Annotated in this window: 18 protein-coding genes; 3 read left to right on the top strand and 15 right to left on the bottom strand. The window is 50.5% G+C overall.

What is annotated here, in order from left to right; all coding sequences use genetic code 11:
* Positions 1-25: 25 nt before the first annotated feature.
* From Dia5BBH33_RS01815 to Dia5BBH33_RS01755, 13 genes are all read right to left on the bottom strand, one after another.
* Entirely contained in the window at positions 26-1,144 is a 1,119-nt protein-coding gene (locus tag Dia5BBH33_RS01815; protein WP_022381818.1) for a metallophosphoesterase, read from the bottom strand.
* A gap of 70 nt (positions 1,145-1,214) precedes the next feature.
* Positions 1,215-2,267 carry an A/G-specific adenine glycosylase gene (gene mutY / locus Dia5BBH33_RS01810; protein WP_198419621.1) on the bottom strand — a complete coding sequence of 351 codons (1,053 nt, stop codon included), beginning with the start codon at positions 2,265-2,267 and terminating at the stop codon, positions 1,215-1,217.
* The gene (locus Dia5BBH33_RS01805; RefSeq protein ID WP_108850001.1) at positions 2,264-2,737 is read right to left on the bottom strand and encodes an 8-oxo-dGTP diphosphatase; all 474 of its coding nucleotides are present in this window, start codon (positions 2,735-2,737) and stop codon (positions 2,264-2,266) included. Before Dia5BBH33_RS01805 ends, mutY begins: the two co-directional genes overlap by 4 nt.
* Positions 2,730-3,251 carry an HD domain-containing protein gene (locus Dia5BBH33_RS01800; RefSeq protein WP_143332240.1) on the bottom strand — a complete coding sequence of 174 codons (522 nt, stop codon included), beginning with the start codon at positions 3,249-3,251 and terminating at the stop codon, positions 2,730-2,732. The genes Dia5BBH33_RS01805 and Dia5BBH33_RS01800 overlap by 8 nt, the downstream gene beginning before the upstream one ends.
* Positions 3,252-3,484: 233 nt before the next feature.
* Positions 3,485-3,901: an OmpH family outer membrane protein gene (locus Dia5BBH33_RS01795; RefSeq protein WP_108850003.1), complete on the bottom strand. Its 417-nt coding sequence runs from the start codon at positions 3,899-3,901 to the stop codon at positions 3,485-3,487.
* A 161-nt stretch (positions 3,902-4,062) separates the two neighbouring features.
* Entirely contained in the window at positions 4,063-4,503 is a 441-nt protein-coding gene (locus Dia5BBH33_RS01790; RefSeq protein ID WP_022381813.1) for a GerW family sporulation protein, read from the bottom strand.
* Positions 4,496-5,305 (bottom strand): hypothetical protein, encoded by an 810-nt coding sequence (locus Dia5BBH33_RS01785; RefSeq protein ID WP_022381812.1) that lies wholly within the window; start codon positions 5,303-5,305, stop codon positions 4,496-4,498. The genes Dia5BBH33_RS01790 and Dia5BBH33_RS01785 overlap by 8 nt, the downstream gene beginning before the upstream one ends.
* A complete protein-coding gene (locus tag Dia5BBH33_RS01780) occupies positions 5,302-6,339 on the bottom strand; it encodes a helix-turn-helix transcriptional regulator (RefSeq protein WP_022381811.1) in 1,038 nt (345 codons plus the stop codon). The genes Dia5BBH33_RS01785 and Dia5BBH33_RS01780 overlap by 4 nt, the downstream gene beginning before the upstream one ends.
* A gap of 4 nt (positions 6,340-6,343) precedes the next feature.
* Positions 6,344-6,931: a phosphatase PAP2 family protein gene (locus Dia5BBH33_RS01775; protein ID WP_022381810.1), complete on the bottom strand. Its 588-nt coding sequence runs from the start codon at positions 6,929-6,931 to the stop codon at positions 6,344-6,346.
* A gap of 134 nt (positions 6,932-7,065) precedes the next feature.
* Positions 7,066-7,293 carry a hypothetical protein gene (locus tag Dia5BBH33_RS01770; RefSeq protein ID WP_022381809.1) on the bottom strand — a complete coding sequence of 76 codons (228 nt, stop codon included), beginning with the start codon at positions 7,291-7,293 and terminating at the stop codon, positions 7,066-7,068.
* Positions 7,294-7,421: 128 nt separating this feature from the next.
* On the bottom strand, positions 7,422-8,324 hold the full coding sequence (gene sucD, locus Dia5BBH33_RS01765; protein WP_022381808.1) for a succinate--CoA ligase subunit alpha: 903 nt from the start codon (positions 8,322-8,324) through the stop codon (positions 7,422-7,424).
* Between the two features lies 1 nt (position 8,325).
* Positions 8,326-9,585 carry an ADP-forming succinate--CoA ligase subunit beta gene (gene sucC / locus Dia5BBH33_RS01760; protein ID WP_022381807.1) on the bottom strand — a complete coding sequence of 420 codons (1,260 nt, stop codon included), beginning with the start codon at positions 9,583-9,585 and terminating at the stop codon, positions 8,326-8,328.
* A 385-nt stretch (positions 9,586-9,970) separates the two neighbouring features.
* Positions 9,971-10,603, bottom strand: coding sequence for a hypothetical protein (locus Dia5BBH33_RS01755; protein ID WP_022381806.1), 633 nt, complete (start codon positions 10,601-10,603; stop codon positions 9,971-9,973).
* 400 nt (positions 10,604-11,003) lie between these two features.
* Between Dia5BBH33_RS01755 and Dia5BBH33_RS01750 the strand changes: the two genes are divergently transcribed.
* A complete protein-coding gene (locus Dia5BBH33_RS01750) occupies positions 11,004-11,570 on the top strand; it encodes a TetR/AcrR family transcriptional regulator (protein ID WP_022381805.1) in 567 nt (188 codons plus the stop codon).
* Between the two features lie 579 nt (positions 11,571-12,149).
* The gene (locus tag Dia5BBH33_RS01745) at positions 12,150-13,655 is read left to right on the top strand and encodes an IMP dehydrogenase (protein ID WP_108850007.1); all 1,506 of its coding nucleotides are present in this window, start codon (positions 12,150-12,152) and stop codon (positions 13,653-13,655) included.
* Here Dia5BBH33_RS01745 and Dia5BBH33_RS01740 read toward each other — a convergent pair.
* Positions 13,652-13,927 (bottom strand): hypothetical protein, encoded by a 276-nt coding sequence (locus Dia5BBH33_RS01740; protein ID WP_143332239.1) that lies wholly within the window; start codon positions 13,925-13,927, stop codon positions 13,652-13,654. The genes Dia5BBH33_RS01745 and Dia5BBH33_RS01740 overlap by 4 nt on opposite strands.
* 213 nt (positions 13,928-14,140) lie before the next feature.
* On the opposite strand from Dia5BBH33_RS01740, the gene Dia5BBH33_RS01735 reads away from it, so the two are divergent.
* Complete coding sequence (locus Dia5BBH33_RS01735; RefSeq protein ID WP_162501744.1) at positions 14,141-15,331, top strand: ISL3 family transposase; 1,191 nt, start codon at positions 14,141-14,143, stop codon at positions 15,329-15,331.
* Positions 15,332-15,466: 135 nt separating this feature from the next.
* On the opposite strand, the gene Dia5BBH33_RS01730 is transcribed toward Dia5BBH33_RS01735, so the two are convergent.
* Positions 15,467-16,141 (bottom strand): hypothetical protein, encoded by a 675-nt coding sequence (locus tag Dia5BBH33_RS01730; protein WP_143332237.1) that lies wholly within the window; start codon positions 16,139-16,141, stop codon positions 15,467-15,469.
* Positions 16,142-16,192 lie beyond the last annotated feature (51 nt).

The raw sequence follows: 16,192 nt of genomic DNA, 5'->3' as shown, positions 1-16,192 counted from the left end.
CTTTTTGTTTCCATTCAATATGGTTTTATGCTCTGTGGAGTGTGAAAATGGTCAATTCTCTCGGGCAGCTGAAGCGGAACGGGAACCAGCTGGCGTCGCCTCTTGCGACGTAGCCGTAATGAGTACCGTCGCTGTACATGCCTCTCGTGTACTTGAATGGCGTGATGATCGGCTTGCCGAAGAGGCCGAACTGCGTGCCGTGGGTATGGCCTGTCAGTGTCAGGAATGCGCCGTGCTTGAAGCCCTGATCGATGAAATCGGAATGATGGGCCAGAAAGATGACGGGAGCGCCCCTCGGAATACCTGCGAACGCTTCATCAGCCCATTTCTCTTCCTCGATTTCCTTCTGCGTGCCTCTGGCAAACGGGAAGTCGACGCCTGCGACGTAGAGTCTTTGTCCGTCCTTTTCAATGTACGTGTGGTTATTCACCAGCATCTTGACAGGCGTATTCTTCAGGTCCTCTTCAATGAGCGGCTGATTCCTGTAATACTCATGATTGCCCCAGATGTAGAAAATGCCGTCCGGGAAGTACTTCTCTGCTTTCGTGAAATCCTCAGCGACCTGCGGCATGTACCGTACGTCGTCGATGAGGTCCCCGGTGAAGAAAAGGACGTCCGCTCCTTCATTCTTTGCGCGGAGGAGCTCAGCCGGCATATCCGTATAGCGGAAGTAAGCGCCGATGTGCGTATCCGTTTCCTGTGCGACCTTGTACCCATCAAACGCCGCCGGAAGATCCTTGACGTAGATGTCATGATACTCGACGACTTCGCGGCTGTTCCCCATCACGCAGCCGTAGACGCCGATCACAAGCGCGATGGCGATGAGGCCTTTCCCCAGGTTGGAAATGAAGTACCTGAGCCCCGGGATGAAGGAAAGGATTCCAAGGATAAAGGCAGGAATCGGAATGATGAGACAGGCGACCATGATGCCGTCCAGAAGGTAGGCAAGATAAAGCGACCAGAACCCGTAGCTGTCATAGGCAAGCCCATACCAGTTGAAGTACCAGGCAGGGATCGCGCCTGCGATAGCGCCTCCCAGCGACCATAAATAAAAGCGCCGCTTACGAAATACGAGCGCCAGGATCGAACCGTCAATGAGTCCGATCACCGCGAACATCATGATGATGAATTTTCCAAATGCCATAAGCGGCTCCTTTCTGTGTAATCATAGAATTATGCGCAAAATCCCCGCCTCGGCGGCAGGGACTCTTTGATCAGAAATCGGAAATCAGCTTTTCTGCAAAAGCCGCAAGTCTGGCATGCGGTCCTGCCAGCGGGATTTCCTTGTATTCTTCCGGCGAGAAGTACTTGTACTCCCCTTCCGGCACGGTGATATTTTCTGCCATGTACGCGTTCATGTACCAGATGCGGTGCGTGAAGACATGCTTGTACTTCCAGACAGGTCCTTCCAGTTTTCCATGAAGGAAATGGGAAAGTTCATCTGCCGCTGTATCTGCCTTCTCGGATAGGACCATGGGGAATTCCCACATGGAGGCGAGCATGCCTGTCGCGGGCCTTTTATGGAGAAGAACCTTTCCATCCATGATGCAGATGGCACAGGCCGCATAGAACTCCTTAGGCGGCTGTTTCTTTCCGCGGACAGGAAGCTCCTCTTCCCTTCCCTCTTTCAAAGCAAGGCAGTAAGACGAAAGCGGGCACATGCTGCACCTTGGGCGCTTCGGTATGCAGACATTCGCGCCAAGATCCATCAGCGCTTCATTGAAGTCTCCAGCCCTTTCAGGAATCGTTTCCTCGCAGAGCGTGCGGATCTTCTTCCTTCCCGCCGTCTTCAGGACATCATCCTCGATGCCGTAGAGTCTTGCATACACGCGGAGGACATTTCCGTCGACAGCCGGTTCCTTCTTTCCAAAAGCAATGGAAAGAATAGCCCCAGCCGTATAGTCGCCGATTCCTGGAAGCGCACGGACTTCGTCCGCCGTATCCGGCATTTCGGATCCGTACTTTTCTTCCATCTCGCGCGCCGCCTTGTGGAGATTCCTTGCACGGCTGTAGTAGCCAAGCCCCTGCCACTGGTGAAGGACATCCTGCTCATCGGCATCCGCCAGATCCTTGATTGTCGGGAAACGCGCCATCCAGCTTTCGTAGTAAGGCTTCACTGCCTCCGTCCTCGTCTGCTGCAGCATGATTTCCGAGACCCACACATGGTAAGGATTCCTTGGCTTGGATCCCCTCCACGGAAGATCGCGCTTATTGGCATCGAACCAGGAAAGAAGGCTCTTCGGCCAGTCTTTATCCGGCATACTCATTGATCCATGTCCTCGAATTCATAATCATAGACCGTCTCGCCATCCTTGTCGAAATAGATGGTGCCGCGGATTCTTTCGCCCTTAAGGATCATAGGCAGCCACACGCGGTCGGCCATCCACATATCCTCATAGGGAAACTCGGAAGGAAGGAACCACTTCGGCTGCATTTCCTCTGTCTCAGCGGGCGTCCCTTCCCAGACCTTCACGAAATAGACGATGCCGGCATGCGACCACTCCGGATCCGAAGGCTGATGGAAATAGAGATCGCCGACAGGGATGAGATCCTCCGGGCGTGCTTTCAGGCCTGACTCCTCGAAGAGCTCACGGGCTGCGCACTCGCGCATCGTTTCTCCCGCCTCGATCTTTCCGCCAAAGCCATTCCACTTGCCAAAACCCATGCCCCTTCTCTTGCGTCCAAGGAGGATCCTTCCGTCCTGTCCGACCGGATAGACGAGCGACGTATCACGCATTTGTCTTATCGCCCGGATCGTAGGTTTCGAAATACAGTTCACGGAAGAGGCGCTTGCCTGACTCCGTCTTGTAAAGGCGGTGGTAGAGAGCCTCATTCTGCTTCAGCGGCGCGCCGTCCTCATACTGGTTCACCAGCATGTCCGCCTCCGCCAGAATTTGGGCATCCGGGCCGTCGATGCTGCCATAGGAATGGTGATGGGCCACCAGCCAGCAGATACGCTCCGTGTCCTCCTTGTCAAAACCCAGCTCTTCCAGCATAGGCCGCGCTTCATCGGGGCCCAGCTCCTGCTGAATCTGTCCGTCATTCCGGCTAAACCGCCTCTCCCCTTCATGAATGCCGATGTCATGCACGTAAGCAGCTGCCTCCAGCCGGAAAAGGGTCTTCTCATCCAGCCCTTCCTCCCTGCCAATCTGGGCAGCGAAGGCATGGACCTTCAGGAAGTGATGGATCCTTCTTGGATCACCCTTGTCGTAAGCAATCATGGCTTTGCAAAGTTCTGCGAGCTGGTTCATAATGTTCCTCCTGTACGGGCTGCAGGCGTAAAAGCTCTGCCCCGGTTTATCTTATATGTTGCCTCCCCCGCGGGACCTTCCCGTGAGTGTGGCCTTTTCTTATTGTATATCAAAAATAAAGATTCCTCAAAGGTATACCTAAATATCATCGTATGCTGATGAAATCGAAGAAATCTTATTTTTCCACGCAAAAACGCGGCAGGATTTCCCGCCGCGCTGCTTAGTATCTGAAATTATTTTGCGAGCTGCTGGCTGACTTCGGATGTGATGTCGATGCCGCCGTCTACGACTGCGCCCTGTTCAAGAACGATGTCGAGGCCCTTCTGCTGACGAACTCTCTGGATAGCTTTCATGATATCGGAGAGAATCGGCTGCATGGTGGACTGTTCTTCCTGGTTCAGGTCGCGCTGGATTTCATTGGCAATCTGCTGTTTTTCCTGATCGCTCTTGCCTGCTGCGCGTTTCTTGAAGTTTTCCTGAGCCTTCTGAGCTGCATTTCTCATGTCGAGCTGAGCTTTCTGCATTTTCGGATGAGCCTGCAGAAGAGCGTTGGAATTGACGTAGCCGATGCCTGCTGCGGAAGCAGAAACCATAGCGCCAAGAGTAATCATGCCAGCAGCGATAGCTGCAACTGTCTTTTTCATTTTCATAGATTTTTCCTCCTTACGAACCCCTAAGCCCCCTGGGGTAATGAGCATATATTCATTTTATGCTAACATTTTCGAAGTGTCAATGTTAGATGCTATAATTCAATTTTTATTAAACTGTTCTTTAGTTCAATTTAAACTATACTCGGCTGAATAAGTATATACTACTTCGTTTCTTCCGTCTTGCCGTCTGCTTTCGCCTCAAGGACAGCCGTTTCTTTCTCTTCCTTCATGGCCTGTTCTGCTTCCTTCAGGGCCGCTTCGCGGACTTCTTCCTTCTTTTCTTTCTTCTTGGAGAAACGGGAAATCACTTCCGGCACCATGTTGAGGACACGGTCGATCGTCGTGTTGGCAGCCGCATTCTTGATGGAGAAGAGTTCGACTCTTTCACCCTTCATGATCAGGACAGCCGTCGGTGTGACCTTTCCGCCGCCTGCTCCGCCAGCTCCAGCCGTGCCGTGAGAGCCCGTGCCAAAGCCAAAGGAAATATCAACGAAAGGAACGATTGTTGCATCCCCCAGATGAATCGGTTCCCCGACAACAGATTCTGTCGTAATCATTTCCTTGAATTCTTCGAAAATCTGCTTTCTTACTTCGTCATCCATTTACTTTTCCCCCTCTTCTGAAATGCCAGAATTCCCTCGTCTCACGGGCGACTGCCAGCGTGAGCAGGATATAAACGACATACAAAGGAATGATCCTTCCGTCTCCTTCTCCCTTGAGAGTGAAGACCTTGTCCGTGAAATTCCATTCCACGTCTTCAAAGGGTCCTGGCAGGAATGCTTTCACGATCCCGCAGGCAACGCCGGTCGACATGGGATCCCCCGTGCCGAAAGCTCCTTTGACTCTCCAGCTGCCCGGAAAACTGTGAGCCAGCACCTTGGCGGCAGCTATGAAAACTTTCTTTATAAGTCCATTATCTAACGCAAAAAGAAACTGCGCAAGATAGGAAGGTGTTTTTTTCTTAATTTTCTCTGATTCCTCTGTTTCTTCTTCGGAATCATCTTTGGAAACTTCCTTCGTTTCCTTTGAAAGATCGATCGGTTCTTCCCTCACGATCTCTGCCTCTTCTGCCCTTGCATCATCTTCCCTGGCAGGGGCATTCCTGGAAGCTTCTGAAGTCTCCTGTTCCTTCTCCGCTTCCCTTTCCCGGGCATCATGCTCCATCTCCTCGAGATAGGCATTCATCTCCCGGACTTCTTCCTCTTCCATACCCTCGTCTTCATAATCATCCGTTTCCTCTTCCTTTTCTCCCGGGAAGGATACCTCCTTCTTGAAAAGGCCGAAGAACGCTTTCACCGTCACCTGCGCCTTCCATTTCTCAAAAGAGAAACGGTACCGGATCGGGATCAAAAGCACAAGGATGACCAGAAGCAAAACTCCGATTACGATCATCGCGATTTTCATGGAAGTCCATAGAGGCGGGCCAGTTCAGCCGCAGCCTCCCTCACCTCCTTCACGAGATAAGCGGGCGAAAGAATCTTGACGAGCGGCGCATGACGCATCGCCCATGCCTTCATCGCTTCGGGCTGGATCATGATCTCGATCGTGACCTTTGTCTGGCTGCCCGATGAAAGATGAGCCGTCTTGCCGAAATCATTGACGATGTCCGTCATGAGATGCCAGTCTGCTTCGAACGTGCAGAGCTCCGGCTTCCCGCGGAAAATTTCATGCGCAGAATACAGGTAATCCGACGGCTTCAAAGCCTGGATCTGGGCCTGCGTCAGTGTATCAGATGCCGGATCCTCCAGAAGCTTTACGTCAGACATGAGATCGAGGAAGTACACCTCGATCCCGCCTTCATCCTTTTCCGCCAGAAGCGCATAACGGTCATCGGAAGCGATGATCAGAAGCGGGCTTACCGAAAGAAGCCTGTCCTCGCCGGATGGCAGCCTTCCATGATGGCGCTTGCCGTCCGCTTCGTAATGGTCATAGTAGAAGGAAATCTTCCTCTTTCCCTCGCCTGCCGTCGTCAGAAGCGCAATCACCGGATCAAAATCCGCAGCTTTCCCCGCAGATGGAAGATTCCTTACCAGAGTCTTTCCGTCGTCGAAAGAACGGATCTGGATCCTCTTCAGCTTCTCAGCGAGCTGTTTGACCTGCTGCGGCGGAAGATGAGAAAAATAGAGAAGATCGATGAGCGCCTTCAGATCCTCCCTGGCCAGCACATGATCCCAGTACCAGTCAAGAGAGAGAGGCACCTTCTTCCCGTTCATCATGCGCGGCACTTCGCGGCAGAACACAGGAAGCCCTGCATCCCGAAGCCTTGTGAGATTTCTTCCCACAGACTTCCTGTTCACCGCCATGCCATACTTTCCTTCCATATAGTCGAGGATTTCCTGCTGCGAGAGCGGGTGATCCTTGTCCGATTCGCGCAGAAGCACCTGCACGATACGGATGATCGACATCTTGCTCCCTGTATCTCCCTTTTCCACCGCCATAGGATCACCTGCCCGTTACTTTCCTGACAAGATCGTCAGACAGCCACGAGCCGAAAGCTGCCAGCGCCCCGGTCAGAGCGGAAACAGCCGGCATATGGACAGCTTTGTGGACGATGGCCGCAATCGCAGCCCCGCCGAGCACGTCGGACGGATAATGCATGCCTGCAAACACGCGGGAAAAAGCAAGAATCCCCGCAAGGACTGCCATCAGCTTCGAGCCCTTCGTATTGTGGCGGAGGAGCTCCATAGCCACCACGCACCCATTCATCGTGTGATTGCTCGGGAAAGAAGCATTCGCGCGGTGACCCGTGAAATTCCAGATCTGGGGACTTTCCCTGAAGGGACGCTCACGTTTCCATACGCGTCCGATGGCATAGGAAATAAGCGAAGCTATGCATACGCCGATAAAAGCGGAAACGCATGCATTTCTCCTGTCTTCCCTTGTCTTTCCTGGAGTGAACCAGAGGAGAAGACCGTAAATCACAAAGGCCCAGTGCCCGTACCGGGTTATCAGATCCATCATCAGATCAAAAGGCCGAACTTTCCCGGCCAGGCTGTTAATCTTGACAGCCGCTTTCAGATCAGCATTCATCTCAGACACCTCTTTGCGAAAAAGTGGAAATTATTCCCATTTTCTCATAAATTTAATGTTATATTCATGATTTTATCACAGACATAGATCAATCGCAAAAACGCGCCTGCAAGGAAGCATGAGCGAGGAAACTCCTATTTCGCTTCCTTTTTCTCTTCTTCCAGTTTCCGCTCCTCTTCCAGCTTCTTTTCCTTCATCCGGTCCAGGTATCCCGTGCGCTTCAGAGCGATCGATATCAGCGCCACGACAGCGCAGAGCAGCATGAACGTATTGATGCCCGTCATCCCGCTTCCCCAGCCCACGCGGTACACCATATAAAAGAAAACGAGAACGACGAGCGCATCCTGAAATTTGTCAAACATAAATCCTCCTGCGGCAAGACTGCCGGGAATGGCATTAACGCCTGAATACAAAAAAGGAGCTGCCGGAGATCACTCTCTGGCGGCTCCTTTTTTCTATTATATCAGTTTCCCGCTTGTTCTTTCAAAAATCAGCAGGTATGGCACTTTTCATAGAGGCCGTTCTTCTTCAGAAGCTCGATGACCGTTCTTCCGATATGAGCGACAGTCGGTGCAACTGGAATGCCTACCGCTTCAAGAGCTGCAATCTTTTCAGCAGCCGTGCCCTTGCCGCCGGAAATGATAGCGCCTGCATGACCCATGCGTTTTCCTGGAGGTGCCATGCGTCCTGCGATGAAGCCTGCGACCGGTTTCTTCATGTTTTCATGAATCCATTTGGCAGCTTCTTCTTCCGCATTGCCGCCGATTTCGCCAATCATGAGGACTGCATCCGTATCCGGATCTTCATTATACAGCTTCAGAGCATCAATGAAATCCGTGTCCTTGATCGGGTCACCGCCGATGCCGATAGCACCGGTCTGTCCGATGCCTGCATTCGTCAGCTGGAATGTAGCTTCATATGTCAGCGTGCCGGAACGGGAAACGACGCCTACATGGCCTTTCCTGAAGATTTCGCCTGGGATGATGCCGATATTGCACTGATCGGTCATAAGCAGCCCCGGGCAGTTCGGTCCGATGAGACGTGTCTTTCTTCCAACCATATAGCGGTGAACGACGACCATGTCTTCGAGCGGAATATGTTCCGTGATGCAGACAACGAGCGGCACTTCAGCCTCTACAGCTTCCATGATGGAGTCAGCAGCCGACGGAGCCGGTACGAAAATGATGGAAGCATTGGCCCCGGTTGCAATGACAGCATCGCGGACCGTATTGAATACAGGAATCCCCTGCACCAGCTGGCCTGCTTTTCCCGGAGATACACCGGCGACGATATTCGTGCCAAATTTTCTCATCTGCTCTGTATGGAAACGGGCAGCCTTGCCTGTGATGCCCTGTACAATGACCTTCGTATCCTTATTAATCAGAATCGCCATTTTACTTTACCTCCCCTTCTGCTGTTTCTGCAGGAGCAGCCGGTGCTGCCGGCTCTGCTGCAGCCTTTTCACGTTCTTCCTGCTCCTTGACGAGCTGGATGACACGGATAGCGCCTTCTTCCATGGAGGTAGCCGGGTACAGATTCTTGATATGAGCGGTATGGAGGATTTCCCTGCCGCGTTCTACGTTTCTCCCTTCCAGTCTTACGATGACCGGGATCGGGAATTCAGCTTTCCCTTCCGAAAGGAGAGCTGCCGATTCTACGATGCCTTCTGCAATGACATCGCACTTGTTGATGCCGCCGAAGATATTGATCAATACCCCTTTGACCTGATTATCTTCCATCATGATGCGGAATGCCGCAACGATCTTTTCAGGAGTCGAGTCGCCGCCGACATCCAGGAAGTTGGCCGGATCGCCGCCGTTTTCCTTGATGATATCGACTGTCGCCATAGCCAGGCCTGCGCCATTGACCATGCACGCTACATCGCCGCCGAGGTTGACGTAGTTCAAGCCTTCACGGGCAGCCTGTGCTTCCTTCTGATCTTCTTCAAGGACATCGCGCAGAGCCACGATATCCGGGTGACGAGCCAGCGTGCTGTCGTCGAAGTTCAGCTTCGCATCGAGAGCGATGACATCATTTTCCTGTGTCAGGACCATCGGGTTGACTTCAGCCAGCGAGCAGTCCTTGCCGACGAAGACCTGGTAGAGATACTTCATGAAAGCAGCTGCCTTGTTGACAGCGACCTGTTCGAAATGGAGACCGTAAGCCATGCGCTTTGCCTGGAAATCAGCAAGGCCGATGACCGGATCGATGTATTCCTTCAGGATTTTTTCCGGATGCTCAGCAGCTACCGTTTCAATATCCATGCCGCCGGATTCAGAACCCATCATGACGATGCATTCTGCCTGACGGTCGACAAGGAAGGACAGGTAGTATTCCTTCTTGATATGGCAGCCCGCTTCGATCAGAAGACGGGTGACCTTCTTGCCTTTCGGGCCGGTCTGTTTTGTTACGAGTGTCTTGCCCAGGATTTCTCTTGCATACTGACGGACTTCATCAAGAGAATGAGCGATCTTGACGCCGCCTGCTTCGCCGCGTCCGCCTGCATGGATCTGTGCCTTGACGACGACGACCGGCGTGTCCAGACGCTTCGCACTCTGCACAGCATCTTCGACGGTGAAGGCCGGGTAGCCTTCCGGTACATGCAGACCGTACTGCCTTAGAATTTGCTTACTCTGGTATTCATGAATATTCATAAAAAACTTCCCCCTTTATCGAGGACAAATACCGCCGTCCATCGCAAAGATCCCTTCTCATGGAAGCGGCGAAATAATACCAACAGTGAGAACATTCGATTTCACCTTTGATGATACCACGAAGACAGGCGGAATGGTATGAGAAAAACGCACAGAAAACCGTGCCTGCCTCGTTTTATTTATTTATATCTATGTATTAAATAATTCTTTCCCTCAAAAGTGACACTAAAACTTGCAAAATCCTCATAGCTGTGATTCTCGCTGTATATTCTATAATGAAAAAGGAATGTACAAAGCTGCGTCATTGCTCCGCATCCGCTCTTCGTACATTCGCTCTTCATATTAGCTTTTATATTTAGCTTTTATATAAGGAATGCCTGGCGCTTTATCCAAGCGTCTTATAGCTGCCCGTCATCTGATCGAGGATCATGTCGTCAGCAAAGAGAGCCGTCCCTTTCAGCGTCCCGAGATCCGGTGCCTTCACGCCGTCATTGACCGTCGTGAAAAGGTATTCGTCATTTTCCTGCTGCACCTGATCAAGTTCGACCCACATGCCTCGGGTTCCGCCGCCTGCGCGGTAAACGATGAGACTCTTTCTCCCGTTTCCTGAAAGATCAGCGGCAATGACAGGACTTCTGACAAGCGTCAAAGTCTGATGCACTTTCCAGCCATTGCCATCCGACACAAGCCAGACAAGCGTATCGCCGCCCGTTCCCGAGAACCAGGGGCCCGAGAGAAGCGCAAGTACGTCTCTTTCTCCCGTTCCCGAAAGATCCACGTAATCATAATACCAGCGTGTCCCGGAAAGCTCTTTCTGCGGAATCTCCAGTCCTTCGATCAGAGCCGTCTTGACAGCGGTATCGCCTGCTTCCTCTGACAGCTCGCAGGAAATTTCCGGACCCAGAAACCGGTTCTCCGCTGCCACGTAATGCATGCCGTCACTCGCTGATGCAGAAAGACCGCCTGATAAAAAAGCCAGGCCAGCCAGAACTGCTGTGATTTTTCCTGTATGACTCATGAATGCCTCCTGTCTCAAAGCCAAGCTTTGAAAACCGGCCGGCACTTCCGCGGAGCATTCCGCAGAACCTCCAGTCGTCCATTTTTGCTAATGGGAACCATCCCTTATTTCTATCTTACCAAACGAGCCTCATGATGACAAAGAATTTTAAAACAAATTCTATCAGAATACGAAAAAATCTAATACGGCACGTTCCGCGAACACCGCTCCGCAGCCTATATATTCTTTATATAAGCAAAGTAATAAAATTCAATAGGATACTTATGTAAAGCATTGGTAATATATCATATTTTACATGTTTTCCTTGCTTTTTAGTACATTTTATTTTAAACTGATACTTAAGGTTACCCATCGGCAGCCTCAGTTTGTTATGTTTCTTAAAAAAATAAAGGGATAAATTATGGATCGCAGACAAAGAAGAACAAGGACCGCTATCTTCAAATCTTTCAGCGCACTCCTTTCCGAAAAGCCGTATGCAAAGATCACTATTCAGGACATCATTGACCTGGCCAACATTGGAAGAAGCACATTCTACGCTCATTTTCAGACCAAAGAATGCCTGCTTGAAGAAATGTGCGGCGAACTCTTCGATCACATCATTGAAGGCGTCATGAACGACGACCTCCCGAGCGACAGTGACGCACATGAAACGATAAACGGTCATGATCCCGTTTTCTGTCACCTGCTCCAGCACATCGCGGCCAACACAAATCATACACGCGACCTGCTGACCTCCGACAGCTCGGATATCTTCCTCCGCTTCTTCAAGCAGAGCCTTGATAAACTGATCGAATCCTACCTGCTGAAAAACAACAAGCTTCGCGGACAGGTTCCGGAAAGCTTCCTTGTCAACCACATTTCCGGCAGCTTTGTCGAAATGGTTCAGTGGTGGGTCAGAAACGGCATGAAAGAAACACCGGAAGAACTCGACCGTTACTTCCACGCCGTCATCTCCAACATTATCTAAGACAAGTTCATAGAATGACTAAAGAAAAGTCCGCAGAAATTTGCGGGCTTTTTTTATCGTGGAGGAGGATCTGAGGGAAATCAACCCATCTTCTTAGAAAATGCACCCCCCTTTCGTCCCGTACAAAACAATTGAGCCAGTACTGATATTAATATAGAGTCAATCAGTATACGGTCCACTTTCCCCTGACAGGGACAGCTTCGCAAGGAATAAATGAAAGAGCTCGGCTCTTATTTGTTTGAAACCTCTCGTAAATCCCCCCTCCCCCCCTTTCACCCGGCATCAGGATTTCCTCCTGCTATATATAAAGGTAAGGAGAAAACCTTCCTCATTCTCTTGTATGCTCTTTGGATTTCGTGTTTTCAGAAACTTTTTGAAGACTAATGATTTTCCCCTTTCTACAATTCCTTTTTTACGCTATAATAGTACAAATATATCTGCGGAAGGGAAATTTTCTCTCCGCTTTGTAGAAGAAGCGCATCTGCACTTGACCGCATCCGCGGAAAAGAGTATAGTTGTGCTTAATTATCTTTTACACTTATTTTTTTACGGATTTATCTGTTATCGAAGGAGGAAATAATGGCAATCTATATTAATGAACCGGCACATACCTTTAACGAGTACCTTCTGATCCCGGGCTACTCCGGCACGGACTGCATTCCAGCCAACGTATCTATCAGAACCCCGCTCGTAAAATTCAAAAAAGGTGAAGAACCGGCCATTACATTAAATATTCCAATGGTATCTGCTATCATGCAGTCAGTATCTGGTGAAAAAATGTCCATTGAACTCGCAAGAAACGGCGGCGTTTCTTTCATCTATGGATCCCAGTCCCCTGAAGATGAAGCAGCCATGGTTGCCAGAGTTAAAGCTAAGAAAGCAGGATTTGTTCCGAGCGACTCCAACCTTTCGCCGGAAAACACTCTTGCTGACGTCCTCGCCCTCAAGGCAAAGACAGGTCATTCCACCATCGCCATCACCGAAGACGGCACCTCTTCCGGCAAGATGGTCGGCATCGTATCCAGCCGTGACTACAGAGTCAGCCGCATGGACAGATCTGAAAAGGTCAAGAACTTCATGACCCCGGTTGACAAGCTCGTCAAAGCTAAATACGGCATCACCCTTTCCGAAGCAAACGACATCATTTGGGACAACAAGATCAACTCCCTGCCGGTACTCTACGAGGACGGCCGTCTGTATGGCTTCGTATTCCGCAAGGACTATGATTCCCATCAGGAAAACCCGAATGAAATGCTCGATTCCCAGAAACGTTTCGTAGTAGGCGCTGGTATCAACTCCAGAGACTATGAAGAACGCGTACCGCTGCTCCTCGAAGCAGGCGCTGACGTACTCTGCATCGACTCCTCCGAAGGCTTCTCCGAATGGCAGAAGATCACCCTCGAATGGATCCACAACACCTACGGCGAAAAAGTAAAAGTAGGCGCAGGCAACGTTGTCGACAGAGACGGCTTCCTCTTCCTCGCTAAAGCTGGCGCAGACTTCGTCAAAGTCGGCATCGGCGGCGGCTCCATCTGCATCACCCGTGAGACAAAGGGCATTGGCCGCGGCCAGGCTACCGCTCTCATTGAAGTATGCCAGGCAAGAGATGAATACTACAAAGAAACCGGCATCTATGTACCGGTATGCTCCGACGGCGGCATCGTATATGACCACCACATCACCCTCGCACTCGCTATGGGCGCTGACTTCGTCATGCTCGGCAGATACTTCGCACGCTTCGACGAATCCCCAACCCCGACCAGAACCGTTGGCGGCACAGTCGTCAAAGAATACTGGGGCGAAGGTTCCAACAGAGCCAGAAACTGGGCACGCTATGACCTCGGCGGAGAAAAGAAACTCCAGTTCGAAGAAGGCGTTGACTCCTACGTTCCTTACGCTGGTCCGCTCAAAGACAACGTCGAAAAGACCTGCGCTAAGATCAAAGCTACCATGTGCAACTGCGGCGCTATCACCATTCCGGAACTGCAGCAGAAAGCTAAGCTGACACTCGTATCCGCAACCTCCATCGTAGAAGGCGGCGCACACGACGTCATCCGTAAAGAAAAAGACGGCTCCGACCGTTAATTGAAATAAAAAGAGACCGCTCCGAAAAGAGCGGTCTTTTTTGTGTGCTTTGGGGAAGGGAGAATGGAAACCATACGACCTTGCGGGAAAAAGAAAGATTTAAGACCTAAAACCATACAACCAGCCTGCGGCTGTTTGTAATCAACCCTATCCACCGCAAGCGGTTCCCCTTCCCCGTCTGGGAAGGCGAGTTTAAAACCTCGCTGACGCACAAGAAAAAGGTTCTTCACGCTTTTTTGTGGGATAAAAATAATAACATATAAAATTGGCATTGAAAAAGAGCATTATCTACTCCAAAATGTAAGTTGCCTAAAACTACGCACGGAGGTCGAATAATGCTCTTTTATTACCATAATGAAATCACTTTTAATTGTCAATATTATCGCACAGAAAATATCATTAACCATCCAAATCCTCATTGCCATACCCGAGTTACCAGTCTACGGACTGCCAGAGATTTTTCCTGTCCGCACTGTCACTCCCGTATGTATAGTTATGGGGCTTTTTCTGTACTCATCAAGGATTTTCCAGATCTTCCTAAGCAAAAGAAGTATATAGAGTTCTCGGGGCGCAGATTCCGCTGCACATCCTGCGGGGAGACCATAACGGAAGATATCCCCTGCCAATGCCCTTTCACACGCGTTACTTGGGATATGGCCTTGTGGATTATCCATCTGCTTAAGTGTCATACATCCATTTCTGCCATTTCGGCCATGCTCTCTGTACATTGGAGTACCATACAGAAAATACAAAAGCATATCATGGATAAGGCGTTGGCTGCCTTTGAAACCTGCCTGAAGAAAAGTAACTATCGCCCACGGTATTTGGCCGTAGATGAGTTCGCTATCCATAAGGGCCATCGCTATGCCACCTGCGTTATGGATTTGGAAACGGGATTCATCTTGTGGGCCGGCCTGGGTCGCTCCATGGCAGATTTTGAGAACTTCTTTAAGAGCATTGACCTTTCGCTTCTTTCCAGGCTAAAAGCGGTGGCCATGGATATGAACGCATCCTTTAACAGGCTGTTCCAGAAATATTGTCCGAAGGTCCCCATCGTTTATGACCGGTACCATATGCAGGCACAGTTTGGGCGTGATGTTATGGGAGCCGTGCGCCTGGAGGAAGCACAAAAGCATAGGCAGGAAGCAGAAGCATTAAAGAAATATACGAAAGAAACTAATAATCCAGAGCTCCAGAAGATGGCCAGGGAAAAGAGCCATGAAGAAAGGAAGCTTTATACCGAATTAAAGAAATCCCGATGGATACTGTTAAAGAAGGACGACCACCTGAATGAAAGGCAGAAAACTCATCTGTTGGATATCCTGAGCGAGCATAGGGATTTGGCGATTTGTTATGCCATGAAGCAGGAGATGACTCGTCTGTTCACATTGACTGACTATGAAGAAGCTCTCGCCGGATGGACAAAATGGATTCAGGCTGGACTGAAGAGCGGGATTCCTGCCCTGGTAAAGTTTGCCCGGCAAAAGCAGAAGCGAATCAAGGGACTGGCTGCTCATGCCCTGTATCCTATCAATACGGGGAAGCTTGAAGGATTCAATAATAAGATCAAGGTACTAAAAAGAATCGGATATGGATACCGAAACATGGATTATTTCTTTACCCTTATCCGATTCCATTCTTTACCTAAAAATTATTCATCCCCCAAATTTCCGTGAAGAGCCAGAAAAAAACATGCGGCGGGCCCCATTTTCGTCCTTCCATCATTCACCGCTCTCCCCGTCCCCACGCAAAAAGGCTCTCTTTCGAGAGCCTTTTTGCCTTCCATCCTTCATACCATTCTTCTATCCTGCCTACGCTTCTTCCTGGAGGCGTTCGATGCGGCCGCTGATGGTGCTCAGGCTGTAGAGCACTTTGGAAGCTTCGCTTTCCTGATACGGCTTTCTTGCGGTGACCGTTCCCTCCATTTTCTGGCCGTCGATGCCAGCCGGAAGGAGGACTGTGTCGCCCTCCCGGATCGATTCGTCATCTGTTACGTAAAGACGGGAACCATCCTTCGTTTCTACGCGAAGGACATACCGGCCCCTTCCTTCCTCCAGACGGCCATTGAAAAGCCAGAGCGGATATGGCCGCGCCAGCGTTTCTCTGATGAGGCGGCTGAGTTCGATGTCGCCTGCCTCGTATTCGTCATGACAGAGGTGGCCGCGGATTTTCTTGCGCATGCCATCCTCCATCGTTACTGTCATTTCCCAGCATCCTGGATTGTCTTTCTTTTTCTTCTTTTCATCGTTTTCAGCAAAGTACATGCTGATATGCTCGAAGATGTTTTCGACATCCGGTTTGGTGATATAAAAGGTATCGGACCAGGCTTTCACATAGCCGCTTCTGATATCTCCGAATACGTACCGTGAGATCTTCACTTCCCCGTTTGACCAGATCGTCACGTGCTGTTCCACTTCATCGGCCGGCGACGGCGATACACCGTACTTCAGCCTTGTGGAAATGATTTTTATTTTGTCAAAGCTCATGGTTTCTCCATACTCACGCAGACCTCGGGCTCTTCCTTCCCTTGCCTGCGC

The organism is Dialister hominis, from assembly GCF_007164725.1.
GTDB lineage: Bacteria > Bacillota > Negativicutes > Veillonellales > Dialisteraceae > Dialister > Dialister hominis.
Note: the sequence above shows the minus strand (reverse complement) of the source record. Positions and strands in the feature narration are given on the sequence as shown.